This window comes from Vibrio sp. Y51_MX_L26 (genome assembly GCF_024181935.1).
In the GTDB taxonomy this organism is placed as follows: domain Bacteria; phylum Pseudomonadota; class Gammaproteobacteria; order Enterobacterales; family Vibrionaceae; genus Vibrio; species Vibrio diabolicus.
The window spans coordinates 26,969-52,642 of the sequence record NZ_JAMZAS010000014.1 but is presented as its reverse complement, the minus strand read 5'-3'; the positions used below and the strand labels follow the sequence as shown (position 1 = coordinate 52,642).

Below are 25,674 nucleotides of genomic sequence, written 5' to 3'. Positions count from 1 at the left end.
GATTTTGCTTATTTTTTCAAGGCGTAAGGTGTGCCCATTACGGTTGGCTTACCGTTTTCCATGCTTGCGTCAAACTCAATCGCGTCTTTGGCAAACAGGTTAATAACAGTAGAACCCAGTTTGAAGCGGCCCATCTCTTCGCCTTTTTTCAAGATCACGGCCTTGTCACCCTCAGCTGGGTAATCCCATTTGTAGACAGTATTGCCACGAGGCGGAGTGATCGTGCCTGCCCACACTTGCTCAATGCTGCCAACAATTGTCGCACCAACAAGCACTTGTGCCATTGGACCAAACTCAGTGTCAAAGATACACACCACACGCTCGTTACGTGCGAATAGATTTGGAACGTTTTCTGCTGTCAGAGGGTTTACTGAGAACAGGTCACCAGGTACGTAAATCATTTGGCGCAGAGTGCCGTCACATGGCATGTGTACACGGTGGTAATCGCGCGGAGATAGGTACAATGTTGCAAAAGAACCATCTTTAAATTCGTCCGCTAAATTCGCGTCACCGCCCAGCAGTTCTTGCGCTGAGAAGTGATGACCTTTTGCTTGGATAAGTTGACCATCTTCAATAGGGCCAAATTGGCTAACACAAGCGTCGGCTGGATGAGTGATGACGTTTTCGCCTTCAGAAATTGGGCGTGCGCCCTCTTTTAGCTCACGAACGAAAAACTCGTTGAACGTTTTAAAATGCTTAGGATCTGAGTGCTTCGCCTCATCCATGTTCACATTGTATTGTTTGATAAACCAACGAATAACTGCTGTTGTTAGACCGCCAGCTTTTGCTGAAGCCAGTTTACCCATTAGGCGAGTGAGGCCGTGTTGTGGGATCCAGTACTGCAGTCCAACTTTAAACTTGTCCATCTTTATTTCCGATACTTCTGTTAGATTCGCGCTTTAGGGCGCGTGATGTTACTGAAATTTAATTTGCTTGTCAGTATTAGGTGAAGACTTTTTACACAGTTACAGTCTTAACTTAATTACAGATCGGCTTTCTTATTGCGTGAATACTGACGGTTTGCTTTGTTTTCAACCATGCTTTCCAAAATGCGATGGTAGTTTTCAAAGCGAGTTTCGTTGATTTCTCCTTTCTCAACAGCTTCACGTAGAAGGCAGCCAGGGTCGTCATTGTGCTTACAATCTCGGAACTTACAACCGCCTAAGTATGGTCGAAATTCAACGAATGCTTTCGTTACTTCTTCTGCTTCCAAATGCCAAAGCCCAAATTCACGCACTCCAGGCGAGTCGATCAAGTCGCCACCCGTCGGAATATGATACAAGCGCGCTGCTGTCGTGGTGTGTTGGCCTAAACCTGAGTTCTCGGAAACTTCGCCTTCTTCCACTTCGCTCTCTAGCTCTGGCATTAACGCATTGACTAAGCTGGATTTTCCTACGCCTGATTGACCAACAAAGATATTAATGCGGTCACGCAGCAGGGTTTCTAGTTCAGCAATGCCTTCTCCAGATTTCTTGCTGACCAGAAGCACTTTATAGCCAATGCGTTCATATTCTTTGAGCCATTCTTCATACATTGCACGATCATCGGCTTCTAGAAGATCGACTTTGTTTAAGACCAGCAATGGTGCGATATTCAGTGTTTCTGATGCTACGAGATAACGGTCAATAATATTCAGTGATAGCTCGGGCAGTACCGAGGAGACAATGACCATTTGATCAATATTGGCAGCTACGGGCTTTAGGCCATCGTAGTAATCTGGACGAGTGAGCACTGAAGAACGAGGTTCTACCGCTTCAACAACGCCAGAAATGCCAGCCATAGACTCCAAGCCTTCGCGCCATAAAACTCGATCGCCAGATACTAAAGATTCGATACCACGGCGAAGGTTACAGCGTTGAATCTCGCCTGTTTCAAGGTCTTCAATATCCGCGTGCTGGCCAAAACGAGTGATCACGAGACCTTGTTTGCTTGCGCCTAGCATGTTTTCATCCCACTGGATGGACTCTTCTTGCTTTTTTAAACGCTTTTGTTGGTTGCTGCGTACGCGTCGCACTTGACCTTTGGTTAACTTTTTCTTCTTTGCCACAATTCTGTACTTTATGTGAATTTACTCAAATGGTTGAGCCGTGATCTTGGCTCTGAGTGAGTATCGTGTTTCCCGTATTTTGAGGTATAGTACCTCTTTTATCGATAAACAAATAGGCGGCGTAACCATGTCCTTTAGCGATCAAAACCTAATTTGGGTTGATTTAGAGATGACAGGGCTTGATCCTGAAACGCACAAAATCATTGAAATTGCTTCTATTGTCACGGATAGCGAGCTAAATATTTTAGCTGAAGGTCCAGTATTAGCGATTCATCAGCCGGAAGAAGAGCTAGAGAAAATGGACGATTGGTGCACCAATACGCATACGGCAAGCGGCTTGGTGGAACGCGTTCGCAACAGTAAAATCTCAGAACAAGATGCGGTCGCACAAACCATTGAATTCTTAGAAAAATGGGTGCCGAAAGGGGCGTCGCCAATATGTGGTAACAGCATTGGGCAAGATCGTCGCTTCTTGTACAAACACATGCCGGAATTAGAAGAGTTCTTTCATTACCGATATGTTGACGTCAGCACTCTTAAAGAATTGGCGCGTCGTTGGCAACCTGAAGTATTAAATGGGTTCACAAAACAGGGAACACATTTGGCCTTGGACGACATTCGCGAGTCGATTGCAGAACTTAAGTACTATCGTGGTACTATTTTCAAGATTTAACTGTTAAGGTTGCGATCCAAATTGTTGTAATTTATATCGCTTTTGATTGCTTTTTCATCGTTCAGTAAAAAAATAAAGTTTTTTTGAAGGAAGGACTTGCATCACAAAAAAATGCTCTTATAATTCGCAGCCCTAAACAGCGGAAACGTTGTTGATGCGACACTAGCTCAGTTGGTAGAGCGCAACCTTGCCAAGGTTGAGGTCACGAGTTCGAACCTCGTGTGTCGCTCCAGTTTCATAGTTCTCACGGTACTTAACGGTGACACAATACGGACGCGGGGTGGAGCAGCTTGGTAGCTCGTCGGGCTCATAACCCGAAGGTCGTCGGTTCAAATCCGGCCCCCGCAACCAAATTCTATCAATAGCGACTGCTGTTGATATGCGACACTAGCTCAGTTGGTAGAGCGCAACCTTGCCAAGGTTGAGGTCACGAGTTCGAACCTCGTGTGTCGCTCCAGTTTTATAGTTCTCACGGTACTTAACGGTGACACAATACGGACGCGGGGTGGAGCAGCTTGGTAGCTCGTCGGGCTCATAACCCGAAGGTCGTCGGTTCAAATCCGGCCCCCGCAACCAAATTCCATTAATAGCGACTGCTGTTAATATGCGACACTAGCTCAGTTGGTAGAGCGCAACCTTGCCAAGGTTGAGGTCACGAGTTCGAACCTCGTGTGTCGCTCCAATATATAGCCCTCATCGTGCTTAACGGTGACGAAATGCGACACTAGCTCAGTTGGTAGAGCGCAACCTTGCCAAGGTTGAGGTCACGAGTTCGAACCTCGTGTGTCGCTCCAATATATAGCCCTCATCGTGCTTAACGGTGACAAAAGCGACACTAGCTCAGTTGGTAGAGCGCAACCTTGCCAAGGTTGAGGTCACGAGTTCGAACCTCGTGTGTCGCTCCAGTTTCTTTTTTATAAATGAAAGCAAAGCCTTCATCATCAACAAAGATGAAGCACTCGGACGCGGGGTGGAGCAGCTTGGTAGCTCGTCGGGCTCATAACCCGAAGGTCGTCGGTTCAAATCCGGCCCCCGCAACCAAATACAAGACGATAGATTGAATGCTTATTTATTAGCACAATCCTAAGTCGTCGACGGATGCGCCGCTTGATTCAATTCCTGCTTCTCGCAACCAATCACATCGCTCTTTTCATAATGCTGCGAAGCATGAATCCCCAAAAACTAAATTTTATCCGCATCATATGATGTCGGACGATTTCGTTTGTGTTTAAAACACGATATGAATCGGCTGGCGTACAAGCATGATGAGGTTCTGCATGTTTTATCTACTTTAATTAACAGAGTTATCCACATATGTCGTTCTGTGGATAAGTTAGTTGATAAAGTGTTTTTAGCTTGACTTTTTGCGATGGAGAAGAAAGATCTTTTCGCTGAAGGAAAGTCGAAATAATAGCGAAATATTGATTAAGCCTTTGTTAATTAAGAGAAAAATAAGTTTTTTGTCGGATCGGATACGTTAAAATACGATCATTAACTGGTATTTTTTTGATCCTAGTCATTTCTCCAAGCTGTGTTTAACTTTTTTCTGCTAGCTTGTTTTTCTTGAATCTCAAATTTTTTTCCACATTACAAAATTGAGAACAAGGTCATGAATTGAACATGTAAAAGTGCTTTCAATCTCTTGCATATAGACTACGCACTATGCGTCTCTTGGTAGCCCCTTCTCGACGATTCTTATTAAGCGCTGCTTTTTCGTCTCTGTAGATGCTTTATTCTCAATGGGGAGTTGATTCAGTTGCTCGGCCAAAGCCCATTTGATGTGTTCATCAAGTAATTTATTTTCACCTTGTCGACTTTCTAACGCATCAATGACTCGTTGACTGTATTCTGCATTACCAAGTGCGACAGCAATATTACGCAGCCACTGTATATGACCAATGCGACGAATAGCGGAGCCTTCCATATTTTTTAGAAAAGTCGCTTCATCCCAGTTAAACATGTCAACGAGATCCGGGTTTTTGAAACTATCGCGACGATGGAAATCACTCTGCTCCGTTATGTCGGCGTAGCGATTCCATGGGCAAACCAATTGGCAGTCATCACAGCCATAAATGCGGTTACCCATTGGCTTGCGAAACTCTTCAGGGATCACGCCATCGAACTCGATGGTGAGGTAAGAGATGCAGCGTCTAGCATCGACAACTTTGTCTTCAACGATGGCTTGTGTTGGGCATGAGGTAATGCATGCTTTGCATTTACCGCACTGATCAACGCTTGGCTCGTCAACGGGAAGTGGCAAGTCGATAAGTAACTCGCCTAAAAAGAACCACGAGCCACAGTCCTGATCTAAAATCAGGGAATGTTTCCCTGTCCAGCCTAAGCCTGCTTTTTGGGCGAGTGGTCGCTCCAATATTGGTGCGGAGTCGACGAAAGGTCGGTAACCATACTGACCAACTTCTTGTTCAATAAGTTTGCCAAGTTTATTCAGTTGTTTTCTGACGAGCTTGTGATAATCACGCCCTAATGCATAGCGACTAATATAGGCATGATTTTTATTCGCTAGGTTTGAAGCGAATTGTGCTTCTGGTGGTAGGTAGTCCATCCGAACGCTGATCACACGAACGGTTCCCGGGAGTAGCTCATTGGGTCTAGCTCGCATCATACCGTGACGAGCCATCCAGTCCATTGAGCCGTGATAACCTGCATCGAGCCACTTTTGCAGTGCGGCTTCATGCTCACTCAGATCAACGTCGCAGATCCCAACTTTTTGGAAGCCGAGCTCTTTTCCCCAAATTTTGATTTGTTGTGCGAGTTGTTCGTAGTTCATGCTAACCACCGGAATAAAAGGGGGGCGGATCTTAACGGATCTCTGGCTTTGGTGCTACCCAGTTAGGGACGTTTTTGATGCTGTGAATACTGCTTATTGAAGTCATTTGCATATATTCTAAATCTAGGTCGATACTAAGGTGATTAAGATACCGTTCCTTGGATACTTTTTTCGCACATATGACATTTGAAAGCTTGTCTCTCAAAACCAACACGGTTTACTATTCCTGTTCTTTTGATTTTTATATAGTCAACGATCATTAGTTAGAGAAGCATCAATGAGCACGAAACAATTCAATTTAAAAGATGAGCACGAAACGGTTGCACTAGGTACCGCTCTGGCTCACCTTTGTTCGCAACAAACCACAATTTATCTGCATGGTGATTTGGGTGCAGGTAAAACAACCTTTAGTCGTGGTTTTGTCCGTGCTCTTGGCCATCAAGGTAACGTGAAAAGCCCAACTTATACTCTAGTCGAACCGTATCAGTTGGATCAGTGGCAAGTGTACCATTTCGATCTTTATCGTCTTGCGGATCCTGAAGAGCTTGAGTTCATGGGGATTCGAGATTACTTCACAGATGATGCAATTTGCTTGGTTGAATGGCCTGAAAAAGGGCATGGTTTGTTGCCACAACCGGATCTTGATGTGAACATTCGCTACCAAGGTGAGCAGCGTGTAGCCGAACTAACAGCTAATAATGATTATGGTGTGCAGTTACTCAGTCGATTGGAGCTATGTTGAGTTTTTCAAATTTTAGAGTAGTGGCGACGTTTGTCGCCACTTTTCTCCTTCTCATCCCCAATTTAGCATTTGCTAACGTCGTTAAGAGTTTTCGAGTTTGGCCTTCTCCTGATGAAACGCGTGTTGTCATCGATTTAGGCTCGGAAGCTGACTATTCCTATTTCTCTTTATCCGGACCGGATCGTCTTGTCGTGGATTTAAAAAGCACGACCATGCAGGCCAAACTGCCTGTTACTGTTACGGACAGCCCGGTTTTAAAGCTAGTTCGAAAAAGCTCTCCGCCAGAGAAGGGCACCTATCGTTTGGTGTTTGAACTGAAAAAGAGCGTTCAAGCGGAATTGTTTAAATTAAGCCCAACACCTGGCGGGCAATATGGTCACCGTTTGGTGATTGACCTGCCGCACGGTAAGAAAGCATCGACTTCAGCTTCTAAACCGAGCAAGCCAGCGGCGACCAGTAAAGACATGAGTTCAGTACAAAGAGCTCAAGAAGTCTTGATCGTTATCGACCCTGGTCACGGTGGTGAAGATCCTGGCTCTATTGGCCCTTCACGCCGTAAGTACGAGAAAGACGCGGTATTGAGTATCTCAAGAAAAATTGCTGCTCAGCTCGATGCTACGCCTGGGATTAAAACGCGTATGACACGTACCGGAGATTACTTTGTGAATCTAAACCGTCGTGTAGCCATTGCCCGTGAAAATGATGCTCACTTACTGATTTCCATTCACGCTGATGCGTTTACCTCACCGAAGCCTCGCGGAGGTTCGGTTTTCGTGCTGAATACCCGTCGTGCAAATACTGAAATTGCTCGCTGGGTTGAGAACCATGAGAAACAATCTGAAATATTAGGTGGTTCGGGTAATGCGTTCTTCACTAAGACCAAAGATCGTAACGTGAACCAAACTTTGTTGGACTTGCAGTTTAGTCATTCACAAAAAGAAGGGTATAAGCTGGCAACAGAAATCCTTGGTGAGATGGGACGTGTTGCGCACCTGCATAACACCAAACCGATTAATACTAGCCTTGCTGTTTTACGCTCTCCGCAGATTCCGTCTGTATTAGTGGAAACGGGCTTTATTTCTAACCCAACAGAAGAGCGGTTGCTGTTTCAACGAGCGCACCAAGATAAGTTAGCTCAGGCGATCACTAAGGCGGTCGTTAAGTACTTAAAAGATAATCCACCAGAGGGTACGGTATTCTCGCCTTCAGCGAAGCCAATAGTGCATACCGTAAAACGTGGCGAGTCGTTATCGGTGATTGCGAATAAATATGGGCTTAGCTCTAAAGCGCTGATGTCGGCAAACAACTTGAAGTCGACTGGATTAGCAATTGGTCAGAAGCTCAAAATCCCTTCTGCTGGCACGATTAAAGTACCAAGTAAACCGATTACTGTTGAGACAGAAACCATCATTCATAAGGTTAAGTCAGGTGAGTTCTTAGGTAAGATCGCGAGTCACTATAAAGTGAAGGTTTCAGATATCCGCCGTGAGAACAACCTGAAGTCAGATACCTTGTGGGTAGGACAAAAGTTGAAGATAACCGTCGCTGTCAAAGATAAGCCGATCCGTAAGCACAAAGTTTCTCGAGGTGAATACCTTGGTAAAATAGCGTCCAAATACGGCGTCAGCGTTTCGAGCATTCGTAAAGCGAACAACTTACGCTCTGATCAGCTGGCGGTTGGGCAAGTTCTTATCATTCCAAACAAGTAGGTGAGCTTTTAACTCATTATGACGATTAAAATTTTGCCAGCTAGACTTGCAAACCAAATCGCAGCAGGGGAAGTGGTCGAAAGACCCGCCTCTGTGATTAAAGAACTGGTTGAAAATAGTCTTGATTCTGGCGCAACTCGAATCGATATCGATATCGAGAAAGGAGGCGCAAAGCTGATTCGTGTTCGTGATAACGGCAAAGGTATCGCGAAAGATGAACTCGGCTTAGCGCTCAGTCGTCATGCTACATCTAAGATACATACCTTGGATGATCTTGAAGCCATCATGAGTCTAGGTTTTCGCGGAGAAGCGTTAGCCAGTATTAGCTCAGTCTCGCGTTTGACGCTCACATCGCGTCCTGCGGCACAAGAAGAAGCCTGGAGTGCCTACTCCGAAGGGCGTGATATGCAGGTGAAGCTTAAGCCTGCAGCGCACCCGATTGGTACGACTGTTGAGGTGTTGGATTTATTTTTTAATACTCCCGCGCGTCGCAAATTTCTGCGTACCGAGAAAACCGAATTTGCTCATATTGATGAGTTATTGAAACGCATTGCGTTAAGCCGCTTTGATGTCACCATCAATGTGCGCCATAACGGCAAGATCATTCGTCAATATCGTGCGGCGAAAAATCAGCTTCAAACCGAAAAACGTATTGCAGCTGTCTGCGGTAATGCGTTTGTGCGGCATATGCTCAGAATCGAGCTTGAGCATCAAGGATTAAAGCTACATGGTTGGATTACCACTCCAGAGGGAGCAAGGCAGCAAAGCGATTTACAGTATTGCTATGTGAATGGCCGAATGATGCGTGACAAATTAATCAATCACGCGATTCGTCAAAGCTATGAAATGAGCTTAAAGCCAGATCAGTTCGCTGCCTATGTGCTCTTTATTGAGTTAGACCCGCACCAGGTAGATGTGAATGTTCACCCCGCTAAGCATGAAGTGCGCTTTCACCAAGCTCGCTTAGTGCATGATTTCATCTATCAAGCTTTGGCGGATGCACTTGCGCAAAGCGCCGTGATTGATAAACCACAGGTTAATGAATCGGCATTTCATCGTGTGGAACCGAATGAGTCCGAAGAGGTTGAGCATTCGCCTGCGCCTGAAACAGTGCAAAGACCGACCTCTTCACCAGTTCCAGAGCGTGTTTATCAAGCGATAGAAAGTGCACCGGCTTATCCTGGACGCAGTGATTATGAAGTCAAACCTCGCGATCGCAGTCCTAGGGATACTTCCGTGCGAGAAGCTCGCGTTGCGGACTCGTTCAAGCGTACTGATTGGGTGGAATCCAAACCCGCACCAAAGCCAAGTCACAGTAAAGAGCGCCACGTAGAACCAGCGCCAACTAAACAAGAAGTACGCGCTTATCACGAGCTGTTGAAAACGCCAGAGTTTGAGTCTCAACCCGTAACGCCGATAGTGCCCCAAAAGGCAACTTCGCATGCATCACTTCCATCGATTAATGCATTAGGCAAAGCGCTAGTGATGGTCGATGAGCAATTTGTTTTGATGAGCAGTGACAGTGGGGCGGCGTTAGTCTCGTTACCTAGAGCGGAATTTTATCGTGTAAAAGGGCAGCTCACTCCAAGCGATGGCGCGCTTAAAGCACAGCCTCTACTCGTTCCTCTATCTATTAAGTTAGAGGCCGAGTTAGTGAAGCTGGCTCAAGATTATCAACAAGATTTGGCGTTACTTGGCATTCAATTGAAAGCGAGAAATGAGCAAGCCTTAATGGTGATGGGCGTTCCCGCGCCGCTACGTCAACAAAACTTACAAAATCTAGTACCAGATCTGTTATCTTACGCGCAATCTCGTGTGAAGGAAGGTATAGCAACGGCTCAGATGCTGTCTGAGTTGATAGATTGGCTCGCATTGCAGGTCACGACAGTGAAGAGTCATTATACTTTTTCTGAAGCAATTCAAATTATTGCGGAACTTGAACAGCTAAGAGATGGTCAATTGCCATTAGAAGATACAAAATTTGTATCCGCTGTTGATTTCTCTGCCACGATAGCCAAATTAAAACCATGACAGATAAACTACCTTTGGCGCTATTTTTAATGGGGCCAACAGCATCAGGCAAAACTGAGTTGGCGATTCGTCTTCGTCAAAAGTTCCCGGTTGAGATCATCAGTGTTGATTCTGCTTTGATCTATAAAGGGATGGATATCGGTACGGCGAAACCGGATGAAAAAGAGTTAAGTTTAGCGCCTCATCGCTTGATTGATATTTTGGATCCGAGCGAATCTTACTCTGTAGCCGACTTTCGTCGTGATGCATTGAAAGCGATGGATGATATTGTTGCAGAAGGAAAAATTCCACTCTTAGTGGGTGGGACAATGCTGTATTATAAGGCGCTACTTGAAGGTTTATCCCCACTTCCTGCTGCAAATCCTGAAATTCGTCAGCAAATTGAACAAGAAGCATTGACTAAAGGTTGGTCAGTGTTGCACGATGAACTCAAAGAGGTTGATCCTGTGTCAGCAGCGAGAATCCATCCCAATGATCCCCAACGTTTATCTCGGGCATTGGAAGTTTTTCGTATTTCAGGTAAAACTTTGACTGAATTGACTCAAACGAAAGGTGAAAGCCTGCCATACCGAGTCAAGCAGTTTGCAATAGCTCCCAAGGATAGGGCAGAACTTCACCGTCGAATTGAACTTCGTTTCGAAAAGATGATGGAAGCGGGCTTTGAAGAAGAAATGAAAGCGCTACATTCGCGAAAAGATCTTCACCCCGATCTTCCTTCCATACGATGCGTCGGTTACCGACAGATGTGGGAGTATTTAGATGGGGAGTGTACACGTGACGAAGCAGTATTTCGTGGCGTATGCGCGACTCGTCAATTGGCCAAGCGTCAAATCACCTGGTTACGCAGCTGGGATGACTTAACTTGGTTGGATAGCGAGAACATTGAACAGGCATTAGAAACGATGTCGGAAGCAATAGCATCTGATTGACATAGCTGTGTATAATGTGATCGTTTTTGCGTGAACGCACTCTCAAAGGATCTGTTGTTGGCGGTTTTTATACTATGCTGCTAATTACTTAGAGTGCATTTTTGATTCGTTTAGCTCAGATGCAAAAGCAGTATCTTTTGCATTGCACCACTAGCTAAATAATTACAACTACAAATTAAATAAGGAAAATAAAATGGCTAAGGGGCAATCTCTACAAGACCCATTTCTAAACGCGCTACGTCGTGAGCGTATCCCGGTATCTATCTACCTTGTGAATGGTATTAAACTACAAGGTCAGATCGAATCGTTCGATCAATTTGTGATCTTGCTGAAGAATACTGTTAACCAAATGGTGTACAAGCACGCGATCTCAACAGTTGTGCCGGCTCGTCCAGTGAGCCATCACAGCGGTGAACGTCCACAAGGTGAGCGTCCACAAGAGAAATCAGAAGATTAATTCTTCATCGAGTATTTTTAAAATAAGGAGTTGATTGCTTGTTTGACCGTTATGAATCCGGTGAGCGAGCCGTACTTGTTCATATCAACTTCACGCAAGAAGGTGAATGGGAAGATCTGGCTGAGTTCGAAATGCTGGTTTCTTCTGCTGGGGTAGAGGCGCTACAAGTGGTAACTGGTAGTCGTCAATCCCCACACCCGAAATACTATGTCGGAGAGGGTAAGGCCCAAGAGATTGCTACTGCGGTACAGTCGACAGGTGCCGAAATTGTGATTTTTAATCACTCCCTCTCTCCTGCCCAAGAACGTAACCTCGAAGCACTGTGCCAATGTCGAGTTCTCGACCGCACTGGTCTTATTCTCGATATCTTTGCTCAACGAGCTCGAACACACGAAGGTAAGCTACAGGTAGAGCTGGCTCAACTTCGTCATATCTCTACTCGTTTGATTCGTGGTTGGACGCACCTTGAAAGGCAGAAAGGGGGGATCGGTTTACGTGGCCCGGGTGAAACCCAGCTGGAAACCGACCGTCGCTTATTGCGTGACAGAATCAAAGCCATCCTGCGACGCTTAGACAAAGTAGCGAAGCAGCGTGAACAAGGGCGCCGCGCCCGAAATCGAGCTGAAATCCCAACGGTTTCACTTGTGGGTTACACCAACGCGGGTAAGTCGACACTCTTCAACCGTATTACAGAAGCTGGCGTATATGCCGCTGATCAACTATTTGCTACTTTGGACCCGACTTTACGTAAGATAGAGTTAGCAGATGTTGGGCCTGCCATTTTGGCTGACACGGTTGGTTTTATTCGACATTTGCCTCACGACTTGGTTGCGGCCTTCAAGGCAACCTTGCAGGAAACGCAAGAAGCTGACATTTTGTTACATGTTGTTGATGCCAGTGATGAGCGTTTTCGTGAGAATATTCAAGCTGTTCATGAAGTACTAGAAGAGATCGATGCACATGAAGTGCCGACTCTGGTTGTCATGAACAAAATCGACAATCTAGATTCGCAGAAACCACGTATAGAACGAGACGAGGAAGGCGTACCTCGCGCAGTTTGGGTTTCAGCAATGGATGGGTTGGGCATTGATGTCCTGTTTGAGGCTCTGACGGAACGTCTGGCGTCACAAATGGTCGAGCATCAGTTGCGAATTCCTCCACAGTATCAAGGACGATTCCGTAGTACCTTCTTCCAAATGAAGTGTATTCAACGTGAGGAATATGACCAGGATGGTAACTTGTTGATCGATATTCGAATGCAGCAAGTAGATTGGTCTAGACTTGAAAAAAGAGAAGGGGCAGTTTTGACTGGCTTTATAGTCACTTAAAGGACTGCTACAGTATAACGTCATATCAAATGATGGAGCTTTCTAATGGCGTGGAATGAGCCTGGAAATAACAACGGCAACAATGGCCGCGATAATGACCCTTGGGGTAATAATAATCGTGGTGGCCAGCGTCCTGGTGGCCGAGATCAAGGTCCGCCAGATTTAGATGAAGTGTTCAATAAACTGAGTCAAAAACTGGGTGGCAAGTTTGGTAAAAAAGGCGGCGGTGGTTCTCCAATCGGCGGCGGTGGTGGTAGTGCAATTGGCTTTGGCGTGATTGCTCTTATTGCTGTTGCAGTTTGGTTCTTCGCTGGTTTTTACACCATCGGTGAAGCAGAGCGTGGTGTTGTGCTGCGTTTAGGTAAATACGATCGTATCGTAGACCCAGGTCTTAACTGGCGCCCTCGTTTTATTGATGAATACGAAGCGGTAAATGTACAAGCGATTCGTTCACTACGTGCATCTGGTCTAATGCTGACTAAAGATGAAAACGTCGTAACAGTCGCGATGGATGTTCAGTACCGAGTGACTGACCCGTACAAATACTTGTACCGTGTAACCAATGCGGACGATAGCTTGCGTCAAGCAACGGATTCTGCACTACGTGCAGTAATTGGTGACTCATTGATGGATAGCATTCTAACCAGTGGTCGTCAGCAAATTCGTCAAACTACGCAAGAAACACTGAACCAAATCATTGATAGCTATGATATGGGTCTGGTACTTGTTGACGTAAACTTCCAGTCTGCGCGTCCACCAGAGCAAGTGAAAGATGCGTTTGATGATGCAATCGCAGCTCGTGAGGATGAAGAGCGTTTCATCCGTGAAGCTGAAGCATACAAGAACGAAATCTTGCCGAAGGCAACGGGTCGTGCTGAACGTTTGAAGAAAGAAGCGCAAGGTTACAATGAACGTGTCACTAACGAGGCTCTTGGTCAGGTAGCACAGTTCGAAAAACTACTACCAGAATACCAAGCGGCACCAGGTGTAACGCGTGACCGTCTGTACATCGACGCAATGGAAGAAGTGTACTCAAGCACTTCGAAAGTGTTGATTGACTCTGAATCAAGCGGCAATCTTCTGTACCTTCCAATCGATAAGTTGGCGGGCCAAGAAGGTCAGGCAGACACAAAACGTAAATCGAAGTCATCTTCAACCTACGATCAAATTCAACTGGAGTCTGAGCGTACACAAGAAGACACTTCGAACACGCAGTCTCGTTCAACAGGTTCACGTCAAGGGAGATACTAAGAATGCGTAAGTTAATGATCCCTGTATTGGTAATCGCACTGGCATTAATGTTGATGTCTTTGTTTGTGATTCCTGAAGGTGAGCGCGGTATCGTGGTTCGATTTGGTCGTGTTCTTAAAGACAACAACGACATCACTCGAATTTACGAGCCTGGTTTGCATTTCAAGATGCCTCTGTTTGACCGTGTGAAACAACTTGATGCACGTATCCAAACGATGGATGGCCGTGCAGACCGTTTCGTAACGTCTGAGAAAAAAGACGTTATTATTGATACCTACGTGAAGTGGCGTATTGAAGACTTTGGTCGTTACTACCTAGCGACAGGCGGTGGTAATTCGCTAACGGCGGAGGCACTACTTGAGCGTAAAGTAACGGATGTGCTTCGTTCTGAAATCGGTGCTCGTGAAATCAAACAGATTGTATCTGGTCCACGTAACGATGATGTACTACCAGAAGATGCAAGTGCAGATGTTGTCGCAACTGAAGCGGCACGTGAAGCGCTTGAGATTGATGGTGAACGTGACCTAATTATGTCTGAAGTGTTGAAAGACACGCGTGAAAGCGCGATGAAAGACTTGGGTGTTCGTGTTGTTGATTTCCGCATGAAGAAAATCAACCTGCCTGATGAAATCAGTGAGTCTATCTACCGTCGTATGCGTGCAGAGCGTGAGTCTGTAGCTCGTAAGCACCGTTCTCAAGGTCGTGAGAAAGCGGAAGTTATTCGTGCTCAAGCTGAGCTAGAAGTGGCAACCATTCTAGCTGAAGCTGATAAGACTGCTCGTGTAACACGAGGTGAAGCGGATGCAGAAGCAGCGAAGATTTATGCTGAAGCATACAACAAAGACCCTGAATTCTTTAGCTTCCTACGTTCGCTACGTGCGTATGAGAAGTCCTTCAGCTCTAAGAGCGATATCCTGGTACTTGATCCGAAGAGTGAGTTCTTCCAATACATGAACCAGTCGAAGGGCGGCATGGAGAAATAATCTCAGCGTCAAATGAAACAAAAGGCTCCTTAGGGAGCCTTTTTTGTATCTGATGCTAAGTGCTAGCTCATCATTATGGCGATTACGGCTCCAGCAACTACTAGGCAGCCACCGATGCGTCGTAGCTGATTGTTGGGCTGTTCACTTAATTGAGCCACCATATTCCGCCAACCGTTTGGAGCAATGAGTGGTCCAATGCCTTCCACGATCAAGACGAGCCCAATCGCCAACCATATGGATTCAGACATACCGCTTTCCAGTCGAATAAAGAAAACTAAATACTATCAGTGATATGCTGATTTCAAAATGAGCAAAGCAGCAAGATGACATTCTGGTAGCAACTCTGTGAACAAAAAATGACTGCAAGAAGCGTGATTCGGTGCTAGAATCCATTTTTAACTAGCAATCAGACTTGGAAAGATGGGAAATAACGTAGTCGTTCTAGGCACCCAATGGGGTGACGAAGGTAAAGGTAAAATCGTAGACCTTTTAACTGAAGATGCAAAATACGTGGTACGCTACCAAGGCGGTCACAACGCAGGTCATACTCTCGTAATTGACGGTGAAAAAACCGTTCTTCACTTAATTCCATCAGGTATCCTTCGCGATAACGTAAAATGTGTTATCGGTAACGGTGTTGTACTATCACCTGAAGCTCTACTTAAAGAAATGAAACCTCTTGAAGAGCGTGGTATTCCAGTACGCGAGCGTCTTTTCATTTCTGAAGCGTGTCCTCTAATTCTTCCTTACCACGTTGCAATGGACCAAGCTCGCGAAATCGCTCGCGGTAAAAAAGCTATCGGTACAACGGGTCGTGGTATCGGTCCAGCATACGAAGATAAAGTTGCTCGTCGCGGTCTACGCGTTGGCGACCTATTCGATATGGAATCGTTCGCTGAGAAGCTAAAAGAAGTCATGGAGTTCCATAACTTCCAACTAGTTAACTTCTACAAAGCTGAACCAGTAAGCTACGAAGCTGTGCTTGAAGAAGCAAAAGGCTACGCAGAGCTACTTACTTCAATGGTTATCGACGTAACTGACGAACTAGACGCAGCACGTAAGCGCGGCGATAAGATCATGTTCGAAGGTGCACAAGGTACGCTACTTGATATCGACCACGGTACTTACCCATACGTAACGTCTTCTAACACGACTGCTGGTGGTGTTGCTGCAGGTTCTGGTTTTGGTCCTCGTCACATCGGTTACATCTTGGGTATCGCGAAAGCGTACTGTACTCGCGTTGGTGCAGGTCCATTCCCGACAGAACTATACGATGGTCTAGATAAGCAAGATCCAATTGGTAAGCACTTAGGTGAAGTTGGCCACGAGTTCGGTGCAACAACTGGTCGTCTACGTCGTACAGGTTGGTTCGATGCTGTTGCTATGCGTCGTGCGATCCAAATCAACTCTGTATCTGGTTTCTGTCTAACTAAACTAGACGTACTAGATGGTCTAGAAGAGCTAAAAATCTGTACTGGTTACAAGATGGAAGATGGCTCTGTGCTAGAAGTTTCTCCGATGGCTGCTGAAGCATTCGAAAAAGCAACGCCAATCTACGAAACAATGCCTGGTTGGTCTGAGAACACATTCGGTGCTAAAGCGCTAGAAGATCTACCACAAGCGGCTCTTAACTACATCAAGCGTATTGAAGAGCTAACAGGTGTGCCTGTAGATATCATTTCAACAGGTCCTGACCGCAACGAAACTATCATCAAGGTTCATCCATTCGAAGCTTAATTGATAGTCGTTAAAGATTGCAAAAGCCGACCTTCTGGTCGGCTTTTTTGTATCTGAACAAAAAACGGCAGTGATTCTCATATGGCAAATTTTTGCCGCTGAGTCTAAGTCAGAGGCAAAAATTGTCTAAAGCTTAGCTGGTTTTTGCCGATAAGGTTATCAAGCAGAGGAGATCCTTCATCGATCTTTGGTTTCTTAGATACCTTAAAGAGTACGTTTATGAAGTTACGAACAGTGGCTGCTTCACTGTTATTGACCTTGGTAGCTACCACAGCGAAAGCCAATGTTGCTGATGTGGGGGCGCCAGTTCCTATCTACACCGAAGCAGAGCTGATAAAGCTTATTGAGCAAAATAAGCACTTACAACGTGTGCGCGCTGATAACTGCCAGTTGGTGGAGGATATCGTTGCTCGTGCGACTCGAATTAACTTACCCGCTTATGAATTTCTATACGGCGACATGTTGGCGTGGGGTGTGTGTGTCGAGCAAGATGTCGAACTGGGCCTTTACTACATCGAAAATGCAGCACATCAGGGATTACCTGCCGCGCTAGAGCAGATTGGTCGATACTATTCGCGTGGCACTTTAGTGCAGCAAGATAAAGAACGAGCGATTCCTTACTTGCGAGAAGCCGCCTCAATGGGAAACCTAAATGCGCGTATTCATTTAGCCGAATTACTCCTGCGTGATTACGGCAGCCCACTTGATTACGAAGATGCGTATCGTTGGCTATATAATTCTGTCACAGCAGATAAGCGGCAGCATAAGCGCATCACTGTATTGAGAAATGGCCTCGAGCAGCGCATGCCACAAAACGTTATTGCTCGAGCTAAAAGGCGAGACACCTTTTGGTAACGTCCTATCAAGGCGAGACACCTTTTGGTAACGTCCTATCAAGGCAAACAACTTCATACAACAAAGCCCACATAATGTGGGCTTTGTTGTTTTCCCGAAGAGTAATCTTGAGCGATTAAACGACTTTGTGTGGACCGAAGCATTCGTAATGGAATTGCTCTTGTGGTACGCCAAGTTCTAATAGTTGTTTCGCTACGTGCTGCATGAACCCGACAGGGCCACAGAAGTACACCTGCACGTTATCTTGCTTTAATGCGGCTTCAATTTCATACAGATTGACAAAACCCGTGAAGTGGAAGTCTTCACCTAACTTGTCTTCTGCCGTTGGGTGGTTATACCAAACGAGCGCGTTCATGTTTTCTTTTTCTGCAACGAGCTGGTTCACGTGTTGCTTGAAAGCATGCTGTTGGCCATTTTCTGTTGCATGAACCCAAGTTACAGGTGCTTGATGTGCTGAGAGACTTTCTAGCATGGACAGCGTTGGCGTCAGTCCCACACCAGCAGAAATTAGAACAACGGGTGTTTGTGGTTCGGCATCCATAAAGAAATCACCGGCAGGGGCGGCAAGCTGCACTTTTTCGCCAATGTTCAGGCTATCGTGCAGGAAGTTCGATACTTTTCCGCCTTCTTCACGTTTTACCGAGATACGGTAAGTGTTCTCTTGAACCGCAGAAGATAGGCTATATTGGCGAATTTCTTGGTTTTCTAGCTGATCACTGTTGATATAGATGCCAAGATATTGTCCTGGTTTATAAGGTGCTACTTTTTGGCCGTCGGTTGGCTTAAACACAAAGCTGCAAATGTGCTCGCTCTCGATTTGTTTATCGACTAACTCAAATTCGCGTAGACCGCGCCAACCGCCTTCTAAAGCTTCATTTTGTTGGTAAATTTGTTCTTCGCGCTGAATAAATACATTCGCAAGTACGCCGTAAGCCTCAGCCCAAGCATCCAACACTTCCTGACCTGGATTAAACAACTCATCAATCGTCGCAAGTAAGTGTTTACCAACGATTTGGTACTGATCTTCTGTGATCAAAAAGCTCGTGTGTTTATGCGCAATTTTTTCTACTGCGCCAAGTAGGGCTGGCAAATTTTCAATATTGGCAGCATAGGCGCAGATGGCGTTGAATAGCGCTTCACGCTGATCGCCGTTACGCTGGTTACTCATGTTAAAAATATCTTTCAACTCAGGGTTATGAGTAAACATACGTTCATAAAAGTGCGCGGTCAGTTTTGGTCCCGTTTCGGCGATAAGTGGTGCGGTCGCTTTGACGATCTCGATGGTTTGATTGCTGAGCATATGGGCTTCCTACTTTAAGTTGTATTTATAATGCATGTTTAAAGTTGTATCTCAAATGTATCTTTCGATCAAGAAAAGATTTACACTTTTATCGATAGCTCAAGTTTGGCGTTTTAGTGTCACCAGCGAGTTATTGAGTCGCACTTTGGGAGAGAATATGCAGTTAACGAGCTTTACTGATTATGCGTTGAGAACCTTAATTTTCTTGGCTTCGTTGCCGGAAGATGAGTTAACTAATATCACTGAAGTGACGGATTTATTTGGTGTGTCACGTAACCATATGGTCAAAGTTATCAACCGTTTAGGGCAACTAGGTTATGTCCACACCGTGCGTGGAAAAAACGGTGGTATTCGACTGATGAAACCTGCTTCTGAAATCACAGTAGGTGGTGTCGTGCGAGATTTAGAGCCGTTAGATTTGGTCAATTGCGGCGTAGATTTTTGCCATATTACCCCTGCCTGTCGCCTCAAAGATAAATTGGCAAAAGCAAAAAGTGCCTTCTTGGCGGAGCTAGATGATTGCACGATCGAATCCTTGCTGAGCGACAATTCTGAGTTGTTGATCTTACTGGCTCGTCCTTAACTCATTTGCACGTCTAGAGTCGATCTCGATCATTCTTTTTTCAAAGCAATTCTGTAGCTTATCGAGAGACTCAGATATACTAGCCATATACCTTCCTTGCTAGATAGGCGTGCCTATGTCAGACAATATTCCAAACGATCCTTTTGCAGATCGTGAATCCAAAAACTACGAAAATCCAATTCCAAGCCGAGAGTTTATCATCGAGTTTCTAGAGCAAGCGGGCGTTCCAATGAATCGCAATGACTTGTTTGAGGCACTAAAGCTTGAGGGCGAAGAGCAATACGAAGGGTTGCGTCGTCGGCTACGTGCGATGGAGCGAGATGGTCAACTGGTGTTTACCCGCCGTCAGTGCTACGCATTGCCTGAAAAACTTGAAATGGTGAAAGGTTACGTGATTGGTCATCGTGATGGCCACGGTTGGGTGCGTCCAGAAGGCAGCGTCGGCAAGGATGATGATATTCTGTTACCGCACCATCAAATGAAGAACATCATCCACGGTGACTTTGTTTTAGTGCAACCTACAGACAACAGCAAGCGCGGTCGTCGTGAAGGGCGCTTGGTTCGAGTGTTAGAGGAGCGTAATGATCAAATCGTCGGTCGTTTCTTCCTCGAATATGGTTATTCCTATGTTGTCCCTGATGACTCGCGTATCAGCCAAGATATTTTGATCCCAAATGAGCACAAAGCAGGTGCACGCATGGGTAACGTGGTCGTGATTGAAATTACTGATCGTGGCTCACGCTCACGTGGCATGATGGGTAAAGTGGTTGAAGTACTTGGTGAAAACATGGCACCAGGTATGGAAACGCAAATTGCGATTCGTACACACCAAATCCCTCACGAGTGGCCAGAGGCCGTCGATAAACAAATCGAAAACTTAGGCGAAGAAGTACCAGAAGAAGCCAAAGTTGGTCGTGTGGATTTACGTGAGTTACCACTTGTGACCATTGACGGCGAAGACGCACGAGACTTTGATGATGCTGTTTACTGTGAGAAGAACAAAGAAGGTGGTTGGCGTTTATGGGTAGCGATTGCTGACGTCAGTTACTACGTTCGCCCTGAATCTGCGCTGGATAAAGAAGCCATCAACCGTGGTAACTCGGTGTACTTCCCATCGCAAGTAGTGCCAATGCTACCGGAAGTGCTATCAAATGGTTTGTGTTCACTTAACCCACAAGTTGATCGCTTGTGTATGGTGTGCGAAATGACCATCTCAGAGACGGGTAAACTATCGGGCTACAAGCACTACGAAGCCGTGATGAACTCGCACGCTCGTCTCACATATAGCAAAGTGAGCGCAATTCTAGAAGGGGATGAGGAACTACGTGAGCGTTACCAGCCGCTTGTTTCTCATCTAGAAGAGCTGCATAAGATGTACAAAGTGCTGAAAGAGGCACGAGATCAACGCGGTGCAATCGAATTTGAAACCGTTGAAACCAAATTTATCTTCAATGCGGAACGTAAAATCGAAAGCATTGAGCCAGTAATTCGTAATGACGCGCACAAGATCATCGAAGAATGTATGATTTTAGCCAACATTGCTTCGGCATCGCTGGTAGAAAAAGCGAAAGAGCCTGCGCTCTATCGTATCCACGAATCTCCAGGTGAATTACGCCTGCAAGGTTTCCGTGACTTCTTAAGTGAACTTGGTCTTGAGCTAAAAGGTGGTTTAGAGCCTTCACCAACGGACTATGCTGATCTCGCACGTCAAATCTCTGGGCGTCAAGATCAAGAGTTGATTCAGACCATGCTGCTACGCTCAATGAAGCAAGCGGTATACAACGCAGATAACGCAGGGCACTTTGGGTTGGCATTGAAACGCTATGCGCACTTTACGTCGCCAATTCGCCGTTACCCTGACTTGTTACTTCACCGTGCAATCAAGTATCTGATTGCTAAAGAAGAAGGTCGTAATCAAGATCGCTGGACACCAACTGGTGGCTACCATTACTCGTTTGACGACATGGATTTTTACGGCGAACAATGTTCGATGACAGAGCGCCGTGCTGATGATGCAACACGTGATGTTGCGGATTGGTTGAAGTGTGAATACATGCAAGATCACGTCGGTGACGAACTAGACGGCGTGATTGCTAATGTCACTAGCTTTGGCTTCTTTGTACGTTTAACGGATTTGCACATCGATGGTTTGGTGCATATTTCTACCCTTGCGAACGACTACTATCAATTTGACCCGATTGGTCAACGACTTATTGGTGAAAGTTTCGGTAACATCTATCGCTTAGGTGATGCAGTAAAAGTAAAAGTACTGGCTGTTAACCTCGATGATAAGCAAATTGACTTTGAATTGGTCGAAACAAGTCGTAAGCTACGCGGTGAAGGTAAGACTGCGAAGAAACGCGCAGCGGAAGCAAAACGCAAAGCGAAAGATAAAAAACGTGCTGCGACTCGCTCTTCATCGAAAGAAGGTGGCGCGCCTCGCGCAGTTCCTGCGATAGAGCCAACTAAGCGTCCAGAAGAAACGGGCGCAGTGAGTAAGCGCAATGGCCCCAAACGTGATGACGCCGAAGGCAAAAAGAAGCCTAAAGTGAAAAAAGCACGTAAAAAAAAGCCACACAGTAAGCCGAAGAAAACCAAGCGCACTAAAAAAGAGGCGTAGTAGGCTGAAGCGTCAGCTCAGTTCAAACTCGGCTGGCGCAGGCAATACGACCCGAACAACAGGTTAAACAATGAGTAACGAATTTATCTACGGCATTCACGCAGTGAAAGCGGTATTGGAGCGCGAACCAGAGCGTTTTATCGAGGCATACGTTTTAAAAGGTCGTCAAGATGATCGCCTAATGCCAATCCTAAATGATCTTCAGGTTTGTGGTGTCTCTATTCAACAAATGACGCGTAAAACTCTGGATGATAAAGCGCGTGGTGCAAATCACCAAGGCATCATTGCTCGCGTAAAACCAGCAAAACAACTGAACGAGAACGACATTGATGACATCTTAGCGCAGCATGAATCACCGCTACTGTTAGTGCTGGATGGTGTGACGGACCCGCACAACCTTGGTGCGTGTTTGCGTAACGCAGATGCGGCAGGCGCTGCGGCGATCATCGTACCGAAAGATCGTTCTGCACCAATGAATGCCACGGTAAGTAAAGTAGCATGTGGCGCTGCAGAGGTTGTGCCTTTGATTCGTGTAACCAACCTTGCACGTACAATGCGTACGCTACAGGAAAAAGGGATTTGGTTTGTGGGTACGGCTGGTGAAGCTACGCACGACATTTATCAAGCTAAGCTTACTGGTCCTCTTGCTATCGTGATGGGTGCTGAAGGTGATGGTATGCGTCGTCTTACTCGCGAAACCTGCGATGATTTAATTAAGATCCCTATGGCGGGCAGTGTATCAAGCTTGAACGTATCAGTGGCTTCTGGTATCTGTTTGTTTGAAGCGGTTCGTCAGCGTTTGGCTGCCCAAAAATAAGGCGAGCACACTAAGCGTCGCTGAGTGTGACACTGAGTGACATCAAGATTAAGCACACAGGATGGGGAACCATCCTGTGTTATTTTAGCTAGGGAATTTATGACCCAACAAGATATTAAATTGATTGCTTTTGATCTGGATGGAACACTGCTTGATAGCGTGCCAGATCTTGCCGTAGCGGCCGATCAAGCAGTTCAGGCGTTAGGCTATCCTTCTGTATCAGAAGAGCAGGTGCGTGATTACGTTGGTAATGGTGCAGATATATTGATTGGACGTGCATTAAGCCAAAGCATGACCATCAGCAGTGATTTGAGTGATGAGCTGCGTGCTAAAGCGCGTGAGCTGTTTGATGAATACTACAAGCAAAGCGGCCATAAGCTAAGTCACCTTTACCCAACAGTAAAAGAGACGCTTGAAGAGCTACACCAAGCTGGTTTTACGATGGCGATTGTGACGAACAAGCCCTCGAAATTCGTACCAGAAATTCTAGAGCAGCATGACATCGCCAAGTACTTCGTAGACGTATTAGGTGGTGACGCGTTTCCAGAGAAAAAACCAAACCCGGTGGCGCTGAACTGGCTAATGGAAAAGCACCAGGTAAAACCAGCAGAGATGCTGATGGTTGGTGATTCGAAAAACGATATCTTGGCGGCGAAAAATGCGGGTTGTGCTTCATTTGGTTTAACTTACGGTTATAACCATGGCGAGCCCATTTCAGCTTCGAACCCTGACGTAGTGGCGAACCGCCTCGCGGAATTACTGGAAGTCGTCGCTGTTTCTGCATAACGGCAACAAAAGATCTTCCAAAATACTTGTTAATGAGTACACTGAGTAAACCGTGCGCTAAAAGCCGCACGGTTTTTCATTTTAATTAGATTAAGAAGTCAAAGGAATCATTCTAATGAGCAAACCCATTGTATTGAGTGGTGTTCAACCGTCAGGTGAACTAAGTATCGGTAACTACTTGGGTGCTCTACGTCAATGGCAGCAGATGCAAGACGATTATGATTGCCAATACTGTGTAGTAGACCTTCATGCGATTACGGTTCGTCAGGATCCTAAAGCACTGCATGAAGCGACATTAGACGCACTGGCAATTTGTCTGGCAGTTGGTGTTGATCCGAAGAAGAGCACGCTATTTGTTCAGTCACACGTACCAGAGCATGCTCAACTTGGTTGGCTTCTTAACTGTTACACGCAAATGGGTGAGCTGAGCCGTATGACTCAGTTTAAAGACAAATCGGCACGTTACGCGAATGACGTAAACGTGGGTCTGTTTGATTACCCTGTGTTGATGGCAGCAGATATTTTGCTTTACGGCGCACACCAAGTACCAGTTGGTAGCGACCAGAAACAGCACCTTGAGTTAGCGCGTGATATCGCAACGCGTTTTAACAACATCTACTCACCAGAGAGTCCGATTTTTACCGTTCCTGAGCCGTACATTCCAACAGTCAATGCACGTGTGATGAGTCTTCAAGACGCGACGAAGAAAATGTCGAAGTCAGATGATAACCGTAAGAACGTGATTACTCTGCTTGAAGAGCCAAAGTCGATCATCAAGAAGATCAACAAGGCGCAAACAGACACCGAAACCCCACCAAGCATTCGCCATGATATCGAGAACAAAGCGGGTATCGCGAACCTAATGGGACTTTACTCTGCGGCGACAGGAATGAGCTTTGAAGATATCGAAGCCAAGTACAAAGGCGTAGAAATGTATGGTCCATTTAAGAAAGATGTTGGCGAGGCGGTTGTAGCAATGCTGGAGCCAATTCAAGCAGAATACCATCGTATTCGCGCTGATCGTGCTTACATGGATGAGGTAATGCAGCAAGGTGCAGAAAAAGCATCGGCTCGCGCCGCTGAAACGCTGAAGAAAGCATACAAAGCGGTAGGCTTTGTCGCTCGCCCATAGTTGCTAAGAATAGATTACAAAAAGCTCCACGTTAGTGGAGCTTTTTTTATGCTTTTTACTGGAATGGCGTGTCTTTCATGCAACGTTCCATATCGTAATATTCAACACGTCCTCGAGCACCTAAAAAGGCGGACTTCACCACCATACCTCTATCAATGAAGTAACTGAGCTGCACGCATGATATATCGTAGCTAAGTTCTTTAATTCTCGCTGGGATCCAGTAGGTTCCTGGTGTTCTTAGACGCTGGGTAAAAGTAATAACACCCTCGTCACTGACCTCTAACTCTTCAATTCCATCCAGCTCATTTTTGGCTGATTCGATGATGTTTTGATTCGCGGTAGGTTGAAGTGGCTCACTGGCGGTCAATTGACATCCCGTTATCAAGCCAAGTAAGAAGAGAGCTAGCACACTGCGTTGAATTTTTTTCATTTATCGTTCCTGGGTTTACTGCTAATGAGATCTTAATGTCTCGCGCAGGTGTTATATCTTTTGTGTATGAATTTGGCTAGTGAATAAGGAGAAGTTATTGAGCAAATGATGAAAATTTTGAAGTATAAGGGTCATGTGTAAGAAAAAGCCAAGCGAATAATAGGTGACTTAAGTTTAGACATGGCTATAAAAATGAAAATCACAGCTTTCTAAATTAGTGATTAATTATATTTTCATTTATAACAAAGTGAGCTTGGTTAATAAGCCACTTCACGAGCGATGTATTTTCTACTCCTTAACATGAAGTGAAAAAATAAACTGAGTAATTAATCTAAATTTTGATTTGTTTATCAATAGCGTCCTGTATTTATTACAAAAAATGTTTGAATGGGATGTTCTGGCATATTTTCTTACATTCACATGTGATTCATTTCACGGCTTTAATTGCTCATTCTTATTTATTTCATAAATAAACC

Annotated in this window: 22 protein-coding genes and 8 tRNA genes; 24 read left to right on the top strand and 6 right to left on the bottom strand. The window is 45.5% G+C overall.

The window, feature by feature from the left end:
- Window positions 1-8: 8 nt before the first annotated feature.
- The gene (gene asd, locus NL645_RS20685) at window positions 9-866 is read right to left on the bottom strand and encodes an archaetidylserine decarboxylase (protein WP_005381465.1); all 858 of its coding nucleotides are present in this window, start codon (window positions 864-866) and stop codon (window positions 9-11) included.
- Between the two features lie 116 nt (window positions 867-982).
- A complete protein-coding gene (gene rsgA / locus NL645_RS20680) occupies window positions 983-2,047 on the bottom strand; it encodes a small ribosomal subunit biogenesis GTPase RsgA (protein ID WP_005395388.1) in 1,065 nt (354 codons plus the stop codon).
- Between the two features lie 127 nt (window positions 2,048-2,174).
- On the opposite strand from rsgA, the gene orn reads away from it, so the two are divergent.
- From orn to NL645_RS20635, 9 genes are all read left to right on the top strand, one after another.
- Complete coding sequence (gene orn / locus NL645_RS20675) at window positions 2,175-2,720, top strand: oligoribonuclease (RefSeq protein WP_053807763.1); 546 nt, start codon at window positions 2,175-2,177, stop codon at window positions 2,718-2,720.
- 156 nt (window positions 2,721-2,876) lie between these two features.
- Window positions 2,877-2,952: transfer RNA gene (locus NL645_RS20670), tRNA-Gly, on the top strand.
- 42 nt (window positions 2,953-2,994) lie between these two features.
- Window positions 2,995-3,071, top strand: a tRNA-Met gene (locus NL645_RS20665).
- A gap of 30 nt (window positions 3,072-3,101) precedes the next feature.
- Window positions 3,102-3,177, top strand: a tRNA-Gly gene (locus tag NL645_RS20660).
- A gap of 42 nt (window positions 3,178-3,219) precedes the next feature.
- Window positions 3,220-3,296 (top strand) — tRNA-Met (locus NL645_RS20655).
- Window positions 3,297-3,326: 30 nt separating this feature from the next.
- Window positions 3,327-3,402 (top strand) — tRNA-Gly (locus tag NL645_RS20650).
- A 36-nt stretch (window positions 3,403-3,438) separates the two neighbouring features.
- Window positions 3,439-3,514: transfer RNA gene (locus NL645_RS20645), tRNA-Gly, on the top strand.
- Window positions 3,515-3,549: 35 nt separating this feature from the next.
- Window positions 3,550-3,625, top strand: a tRNA-Gly gene (locus tag NL645_RS20640).
- 59 nt (window positions 3,626-3,684) lie between these two features.
- Window positions 3,685-3,761 (top strand) — tRNA-Met (locus NL645_RS20635).
- Between the two features lie 619 nt (window positions 3,762-4,380).
- Here NL645_RS20635 and queG read toward each other — a convergent pair.
- Window positions 4,381-5,508, bottom strand: coding sequence for a tRNA epoxyqueuosine(34) reductase QueG (queG, locus tag NL645_RS20630; protein WP_005395385.1), 1,128 nt, complete (start codon window positions 5,506-5,508; stop codon window positions 4,381-4,383).
- Between the two features lie 277 nt (window positions 5,509-5,785).
- Between queG and tsaE the strand changes: the two genes are divergently transcribed.
- The 8 genes from tsaE to hflC all read left to right on the top strand — a co-directional run bounded on the left by tsaE (window position 5,786) and on the right by hflC (window position 14,938).
- Complete coding sequence (tsaE, locus tag NL645_RS20625) at window positions 5,786-6,250, top strand: tRNA (adenosine(37)-N6)-threonylcarbamoyltransferase complex ATPase subunit type 1 TsaE (protein WP_005395381.1); 465 nt, start codon at window positions 5,786-5,788, stop codon at window positions 6,248-6,250.
- Window positions 6,244-7,959, top strand: coding sequence for a LysM peptidoglycan-binding domain-containing protein (locus NL645_RS20620; protein WP_005395379.1), 1,716 nt, complete (start codon window positions 6,244-6,246; stop codon window positions 7,957-7,959). Before tsaE ends, NL645_RS20620 begins: the two co-directional genes overlap by 7 nt.
- Before the next feature lie 18 nt (window positions 7,960-7,977).
- Entirely contained in the window at window positions 7,978-9,990 is a 2,013-nt protein-coding gene (gene mutL / locus NL645_RS20615; protein WP_253652317.1) for a DNA mismatch repair endonuclease MutL, read from the top strand.
- Complete coding sequence (gene miaA / locus NL645_RS20610) at window positions 9,987-10,919, top strand: tRNA (adenosine(37)-N6)-dimethylallyltransferase MiaA (RefSeq protein ID WP_005395375.1); 933 nt, start codon at window positions 9,987-9,989, stop codon at window positions 10,917-10,919. The genes mutL and miaA overlap by 4 nt, the downstream gene beginning before the upstream one ends.
- Window positions 10,920-11,112: 193 nt before the next feature.
- A complete protein-coding gene (gene hfq / locus NL645_RS20605; RefSeq protein WP_005381379.1) occupies window positions 11,113-11,376 on the top strand; it encodes an RNA chaperone Hfq in 264 nt (87 codons plus the stop codon).
- Between the two features lie 38 nt (window positions 11,377-11,414).
- Window positions 11,415-12,704, top strand: a complete 1,290-nt coding sequence (hflX, locus tag NL645_RS20600; RefSeq protein ID WP_253652316.1) for a ribosome rescue GTPase HflX — start codon at window positions 11,415-11,417, stop codon at window positions 12,702-12,704.
- A 45-nt stretch (window positions 12,705-12,749) separates the two neighbouring features.
- Window positions 12,750-13,955, top strand: a complete 1,206-nt coding sequence (gene hflK / locus NL645_RS20595) for an FtsH protease activity modulator HflK (RefSeq protein ID WP_005395374.1) — start codon at window positions 12,750-12,752, stop codon at window positions 13,953-13,955.
- Window positions 13,956-13,957: 2 nt separating this feature from the next.
- Complete coding sequence (gene hflC / locus NL645_RS20590; RefSeq protein ID WP_005395373.1) at window positions 13,958-14,938, top strand: protease modulator HflC; 981 nt, start codon at window positions 13,958-13,960, stop codon at window positions 14,936-14,938.
- 62 nt (window positions 14,939-15,000) lie between these two features.
- On the opposite strand, the gene NL645_RS20585 is transcribed toward hflC, so the two are convergent.
- Window positions 15,001-15,186 carry a DUF2065 domain-containing protein gene (locus tag NL645_RS20585; protein ID WP_005381383.1) on the bottom strand — a complete coding sequence of 62 codons (186 nt, stop codon included), beginning with the start codon at window positions 15,184-15,186 and terminating at the stop codon, window positions 15,001-15,003.
- Between the two features lie 172 nt (window positions 15,187-15,358).
- Here NL645_RS20585 and NL645_RS20580 point away from each other — a divergent pair, with 172 nt between their 5' ends.
- Window positions 15,359-16,675, top strand: coding sequence for an adenylosuccinate synthase (locus NL645_RS20580; protein ID WP_005395372.1), 1,317 nt, complete (start codon window positions 15,359-15,361; stop codon window positions 16,673-16,675).
- A 219-nt stretch (window positions 16,676-16,894) separates the two neighbouring features.
- A complete protein-coding gene (locus tag NL645_RS20575; RefSeq protein ID WP_005387944.1) occupies window positions 16,895-17,530 on the top strand; it encodes a tetratricopeptide repeat protein in 636 nt (211 codons plus the stop codon).
- A gap of 115 nt (window positions 17,531-17,645) precedes the next feature.
- On the opposite strand, the gene hmpA is transcribed toward NL645_RS20575, so the two are convergent.
- Window positions 17,646-18,830: an NO-inducible flavohemoprotein gene (hmpA, locus tag NL645_RS20570; RefSeq protein ID WP_054868295.1), complete on the bottom strand. Its 1,185-nt coding sequence runs from the start codon at window positions 18,828-18,830 to the stop codon at window positions 17,646-17,648.
- 157 nt (window positions 18,831-18,987) lie between these two features.
- On the opposite strand from hmpA, the gene nsrR reads away from it, so the two are divergent.
- From nsrR to trpS, 5 genes are all read left to right on the top strand, one after another.
- Entirely contained in the window at window positions 18,988-19,413 is a 426-nt protein-coding gene (nsrR, locus tag NL645_RS20565) for a nitric oxide-sensing transcriptional repressor NsrR (protein WP_005387939.1), read from the top strand.
- 115 nt (window positions 19,414-19,528) lie between these two features.
- Window positions 19,529-22,033 carry a ribonuclease R gene (gene rnr / locus NL645_RS20560; RefSeq protein WP_253652315.1) on the top strand — a complete coding sequence of 835 codons (2,505 nt, stop codon included), beginning with the start codon at window positions 19,529-19,531 and terminating at the stop codon, window positions 22,031-22,033.
- 70 nt (window positions 22,034-22,103) lie between these two features.
- A complete protein-coding gene (gene rlmB / locus NL645_RS20555; protein ID WP_005395369.1) occupies window positions 22,104-22,850 on the top strand; it encodes a 23S rRNA (guanosine(2251)-2'-O)-methyltransferase RlmB in 747 nt (248 codons plus the stop codon).
- Window positions 22,851-22,949: 99 nt separating this feature from the next.
- Entirely contained in the window at window positions 22,950-23,636 is a 687-nt protein-coding gene (locus NL645_RS20550) for a phosphoglycolate phosphatase (RefSeq protein WP_005395368.1), read from the top strand.
- A 115-nt stretch (window positions 23,637-23,751) separates the two neighbouring features.
- Window positions 23,752-24,768 carry a tryptophan--tRNA ligase gene (gene trpS / locus NL645_RS20545; protein WP_005395367.1) on the top strand — a complete coding sequence of 339 codons (1,017 nt, stop codon included), beginning with the start codon at window positions 23,752-23,754 and terminating at the stop codon, window positions 24,766-24,768.
- Between the two features lie 55 nt (window positions 24,769-24,823).
- Here trpS and NL645_RS20540 read toward each other — a convergent pair whose 3' ends face one another.
- Window positions 24,824-25,198, bottom strand: coding sequence for a hypothetical protein (locus tag NL645_RS20540; protein WP_005395366.1), 375 nt, complete (start codon window positions 25,196-25,198; stop codon window positions 24,824-24,826).
- Between the last annotated feature and the right edge of the window lie 476 nt (window positions 25,199-25,674).

Coding starts and splice junctions, on each gene's coding strand:
- hflC (WP_005395373.1), top strand. CDS start 13,958: ATGCGTAAGTTAATGATCCCTGTATTGGTAATCGCACTGGCATTAATG.
- NL645_RS20575 (WP_005387944.1), top strand. CDS start 16,895: ATGAAGTTACGAACAGTGGCTGCTTCACTGTTATTGACCTTGGTAGCT.
- nsrR (WP_005387939.1), top strand. CDS start 18,988: ATGCAGTTAACGAGCTTTACTGATTATGCGTTGAGAACCTTAATTTTC.
- NL645_RS20620 (WP_005395379.1), top strand. CDS start 6,244: ATGTTGAGTTTTTCAAATTTTAGAGTAGTGGCGACGTTTGTCGCCACT.
- hmpA (WP_054868295.1), bottom strand. CDS start 18,830: ATGCTCAGCAATCAAACCATCGAGATCGTCAAAGCGACCGCACCACTT.
- rnr (WP_253652315.1), top strand. CDS start 19,529: ATGTCAGACAATATTCCAAACGATCCTTTTGCAGATCGTGAATCCAAA.
- hflK (WP_005395374.1), top strand. CDS start 12,750: ATGGCGTGGAATGAGCCTGGAAATAACAACGGCAACAATGGCCGCGAT.
- NL645_RS20585 (WP_005381383.1), bottom strand. CDS start 15,186: ATGTCTGAATCCATATGGTTGGCGATTGGGCTCGTCTTGATCGTGGAA.
- NL645_RS20550 (WP_005395368.1), top strand. CDS start 22,950: ATGACCCAACAAGATATTAAATTGATTGCTTTTGATCTGGATGGAACA.
- rlmB (WP_005395369.1), top strand. CDS start 22,104: ATGAGTAACGAATTTATCTACGGCATTCACGCAGTGAAAGCGGTATTG.
- mutL (WP_253652317.1), top strand. CDS start 7,978: ATGACGATTAAAATTTTGCCAGCTAGACTTGCAAACCAAATCGCAGCA.
- miaA (WP_005395375.1), top strand. CDS start 9,987: ATGACAGATAAACTACCTTTGGCGCTATTTTTAATGGGGCCAACAGCA.
- orn (WP_053807763.1), top strand. CDS start 2,175: ATGTCCTTTAGCGATCAAAACCTAATTTGGGTTGATTTAGAGATGACA.
- asd (WP_005381465.1), bottom strand. CDS start 866: ATGGACAAGTTTAAAGTTGGACTGCAGTACTGGATCCCACAACACGGC.
- tsaE (WP_005395381.1), top strand. CDS start 5,786: ATGAGCACGAAACAATTCAATTTAAAAGATGAGCACGAAACGGTTGCA.
- queG (WP_005395385.1), bottom strand. CDS start 5,508: ATGAACTACGAACAACTCGCACAACAAATCAAAATTTGGGGAAAAGAG.
- NL645_RS20540 (WP_005395366.1), bottom strand. CDS start 25,198: ATGAAAAAAATTCAACGCAGTGTGCTAGCTCTCTTCTTACTTGGCTTG.
- trpS (WP_005395367.1), top strand. CDS start 23,752: ATGAGCAAACCCATTGTATTGAGTGGTGTTCAACCGTCAGGTGAACTA.
- hfq (WP_005381379.1), top strand. CDS start 11,113: ATGGCTAAGGGGCAATCTCTACAAGACCCATTTCTAAACGCGCTACGT.
- NL645_RS20580 (WP_005395372.1), top strand. CDS start 15,359: ATGGGAAATAACGTAGTCGTTCTAGGCACCCAATGGGGTGACGAAGGT.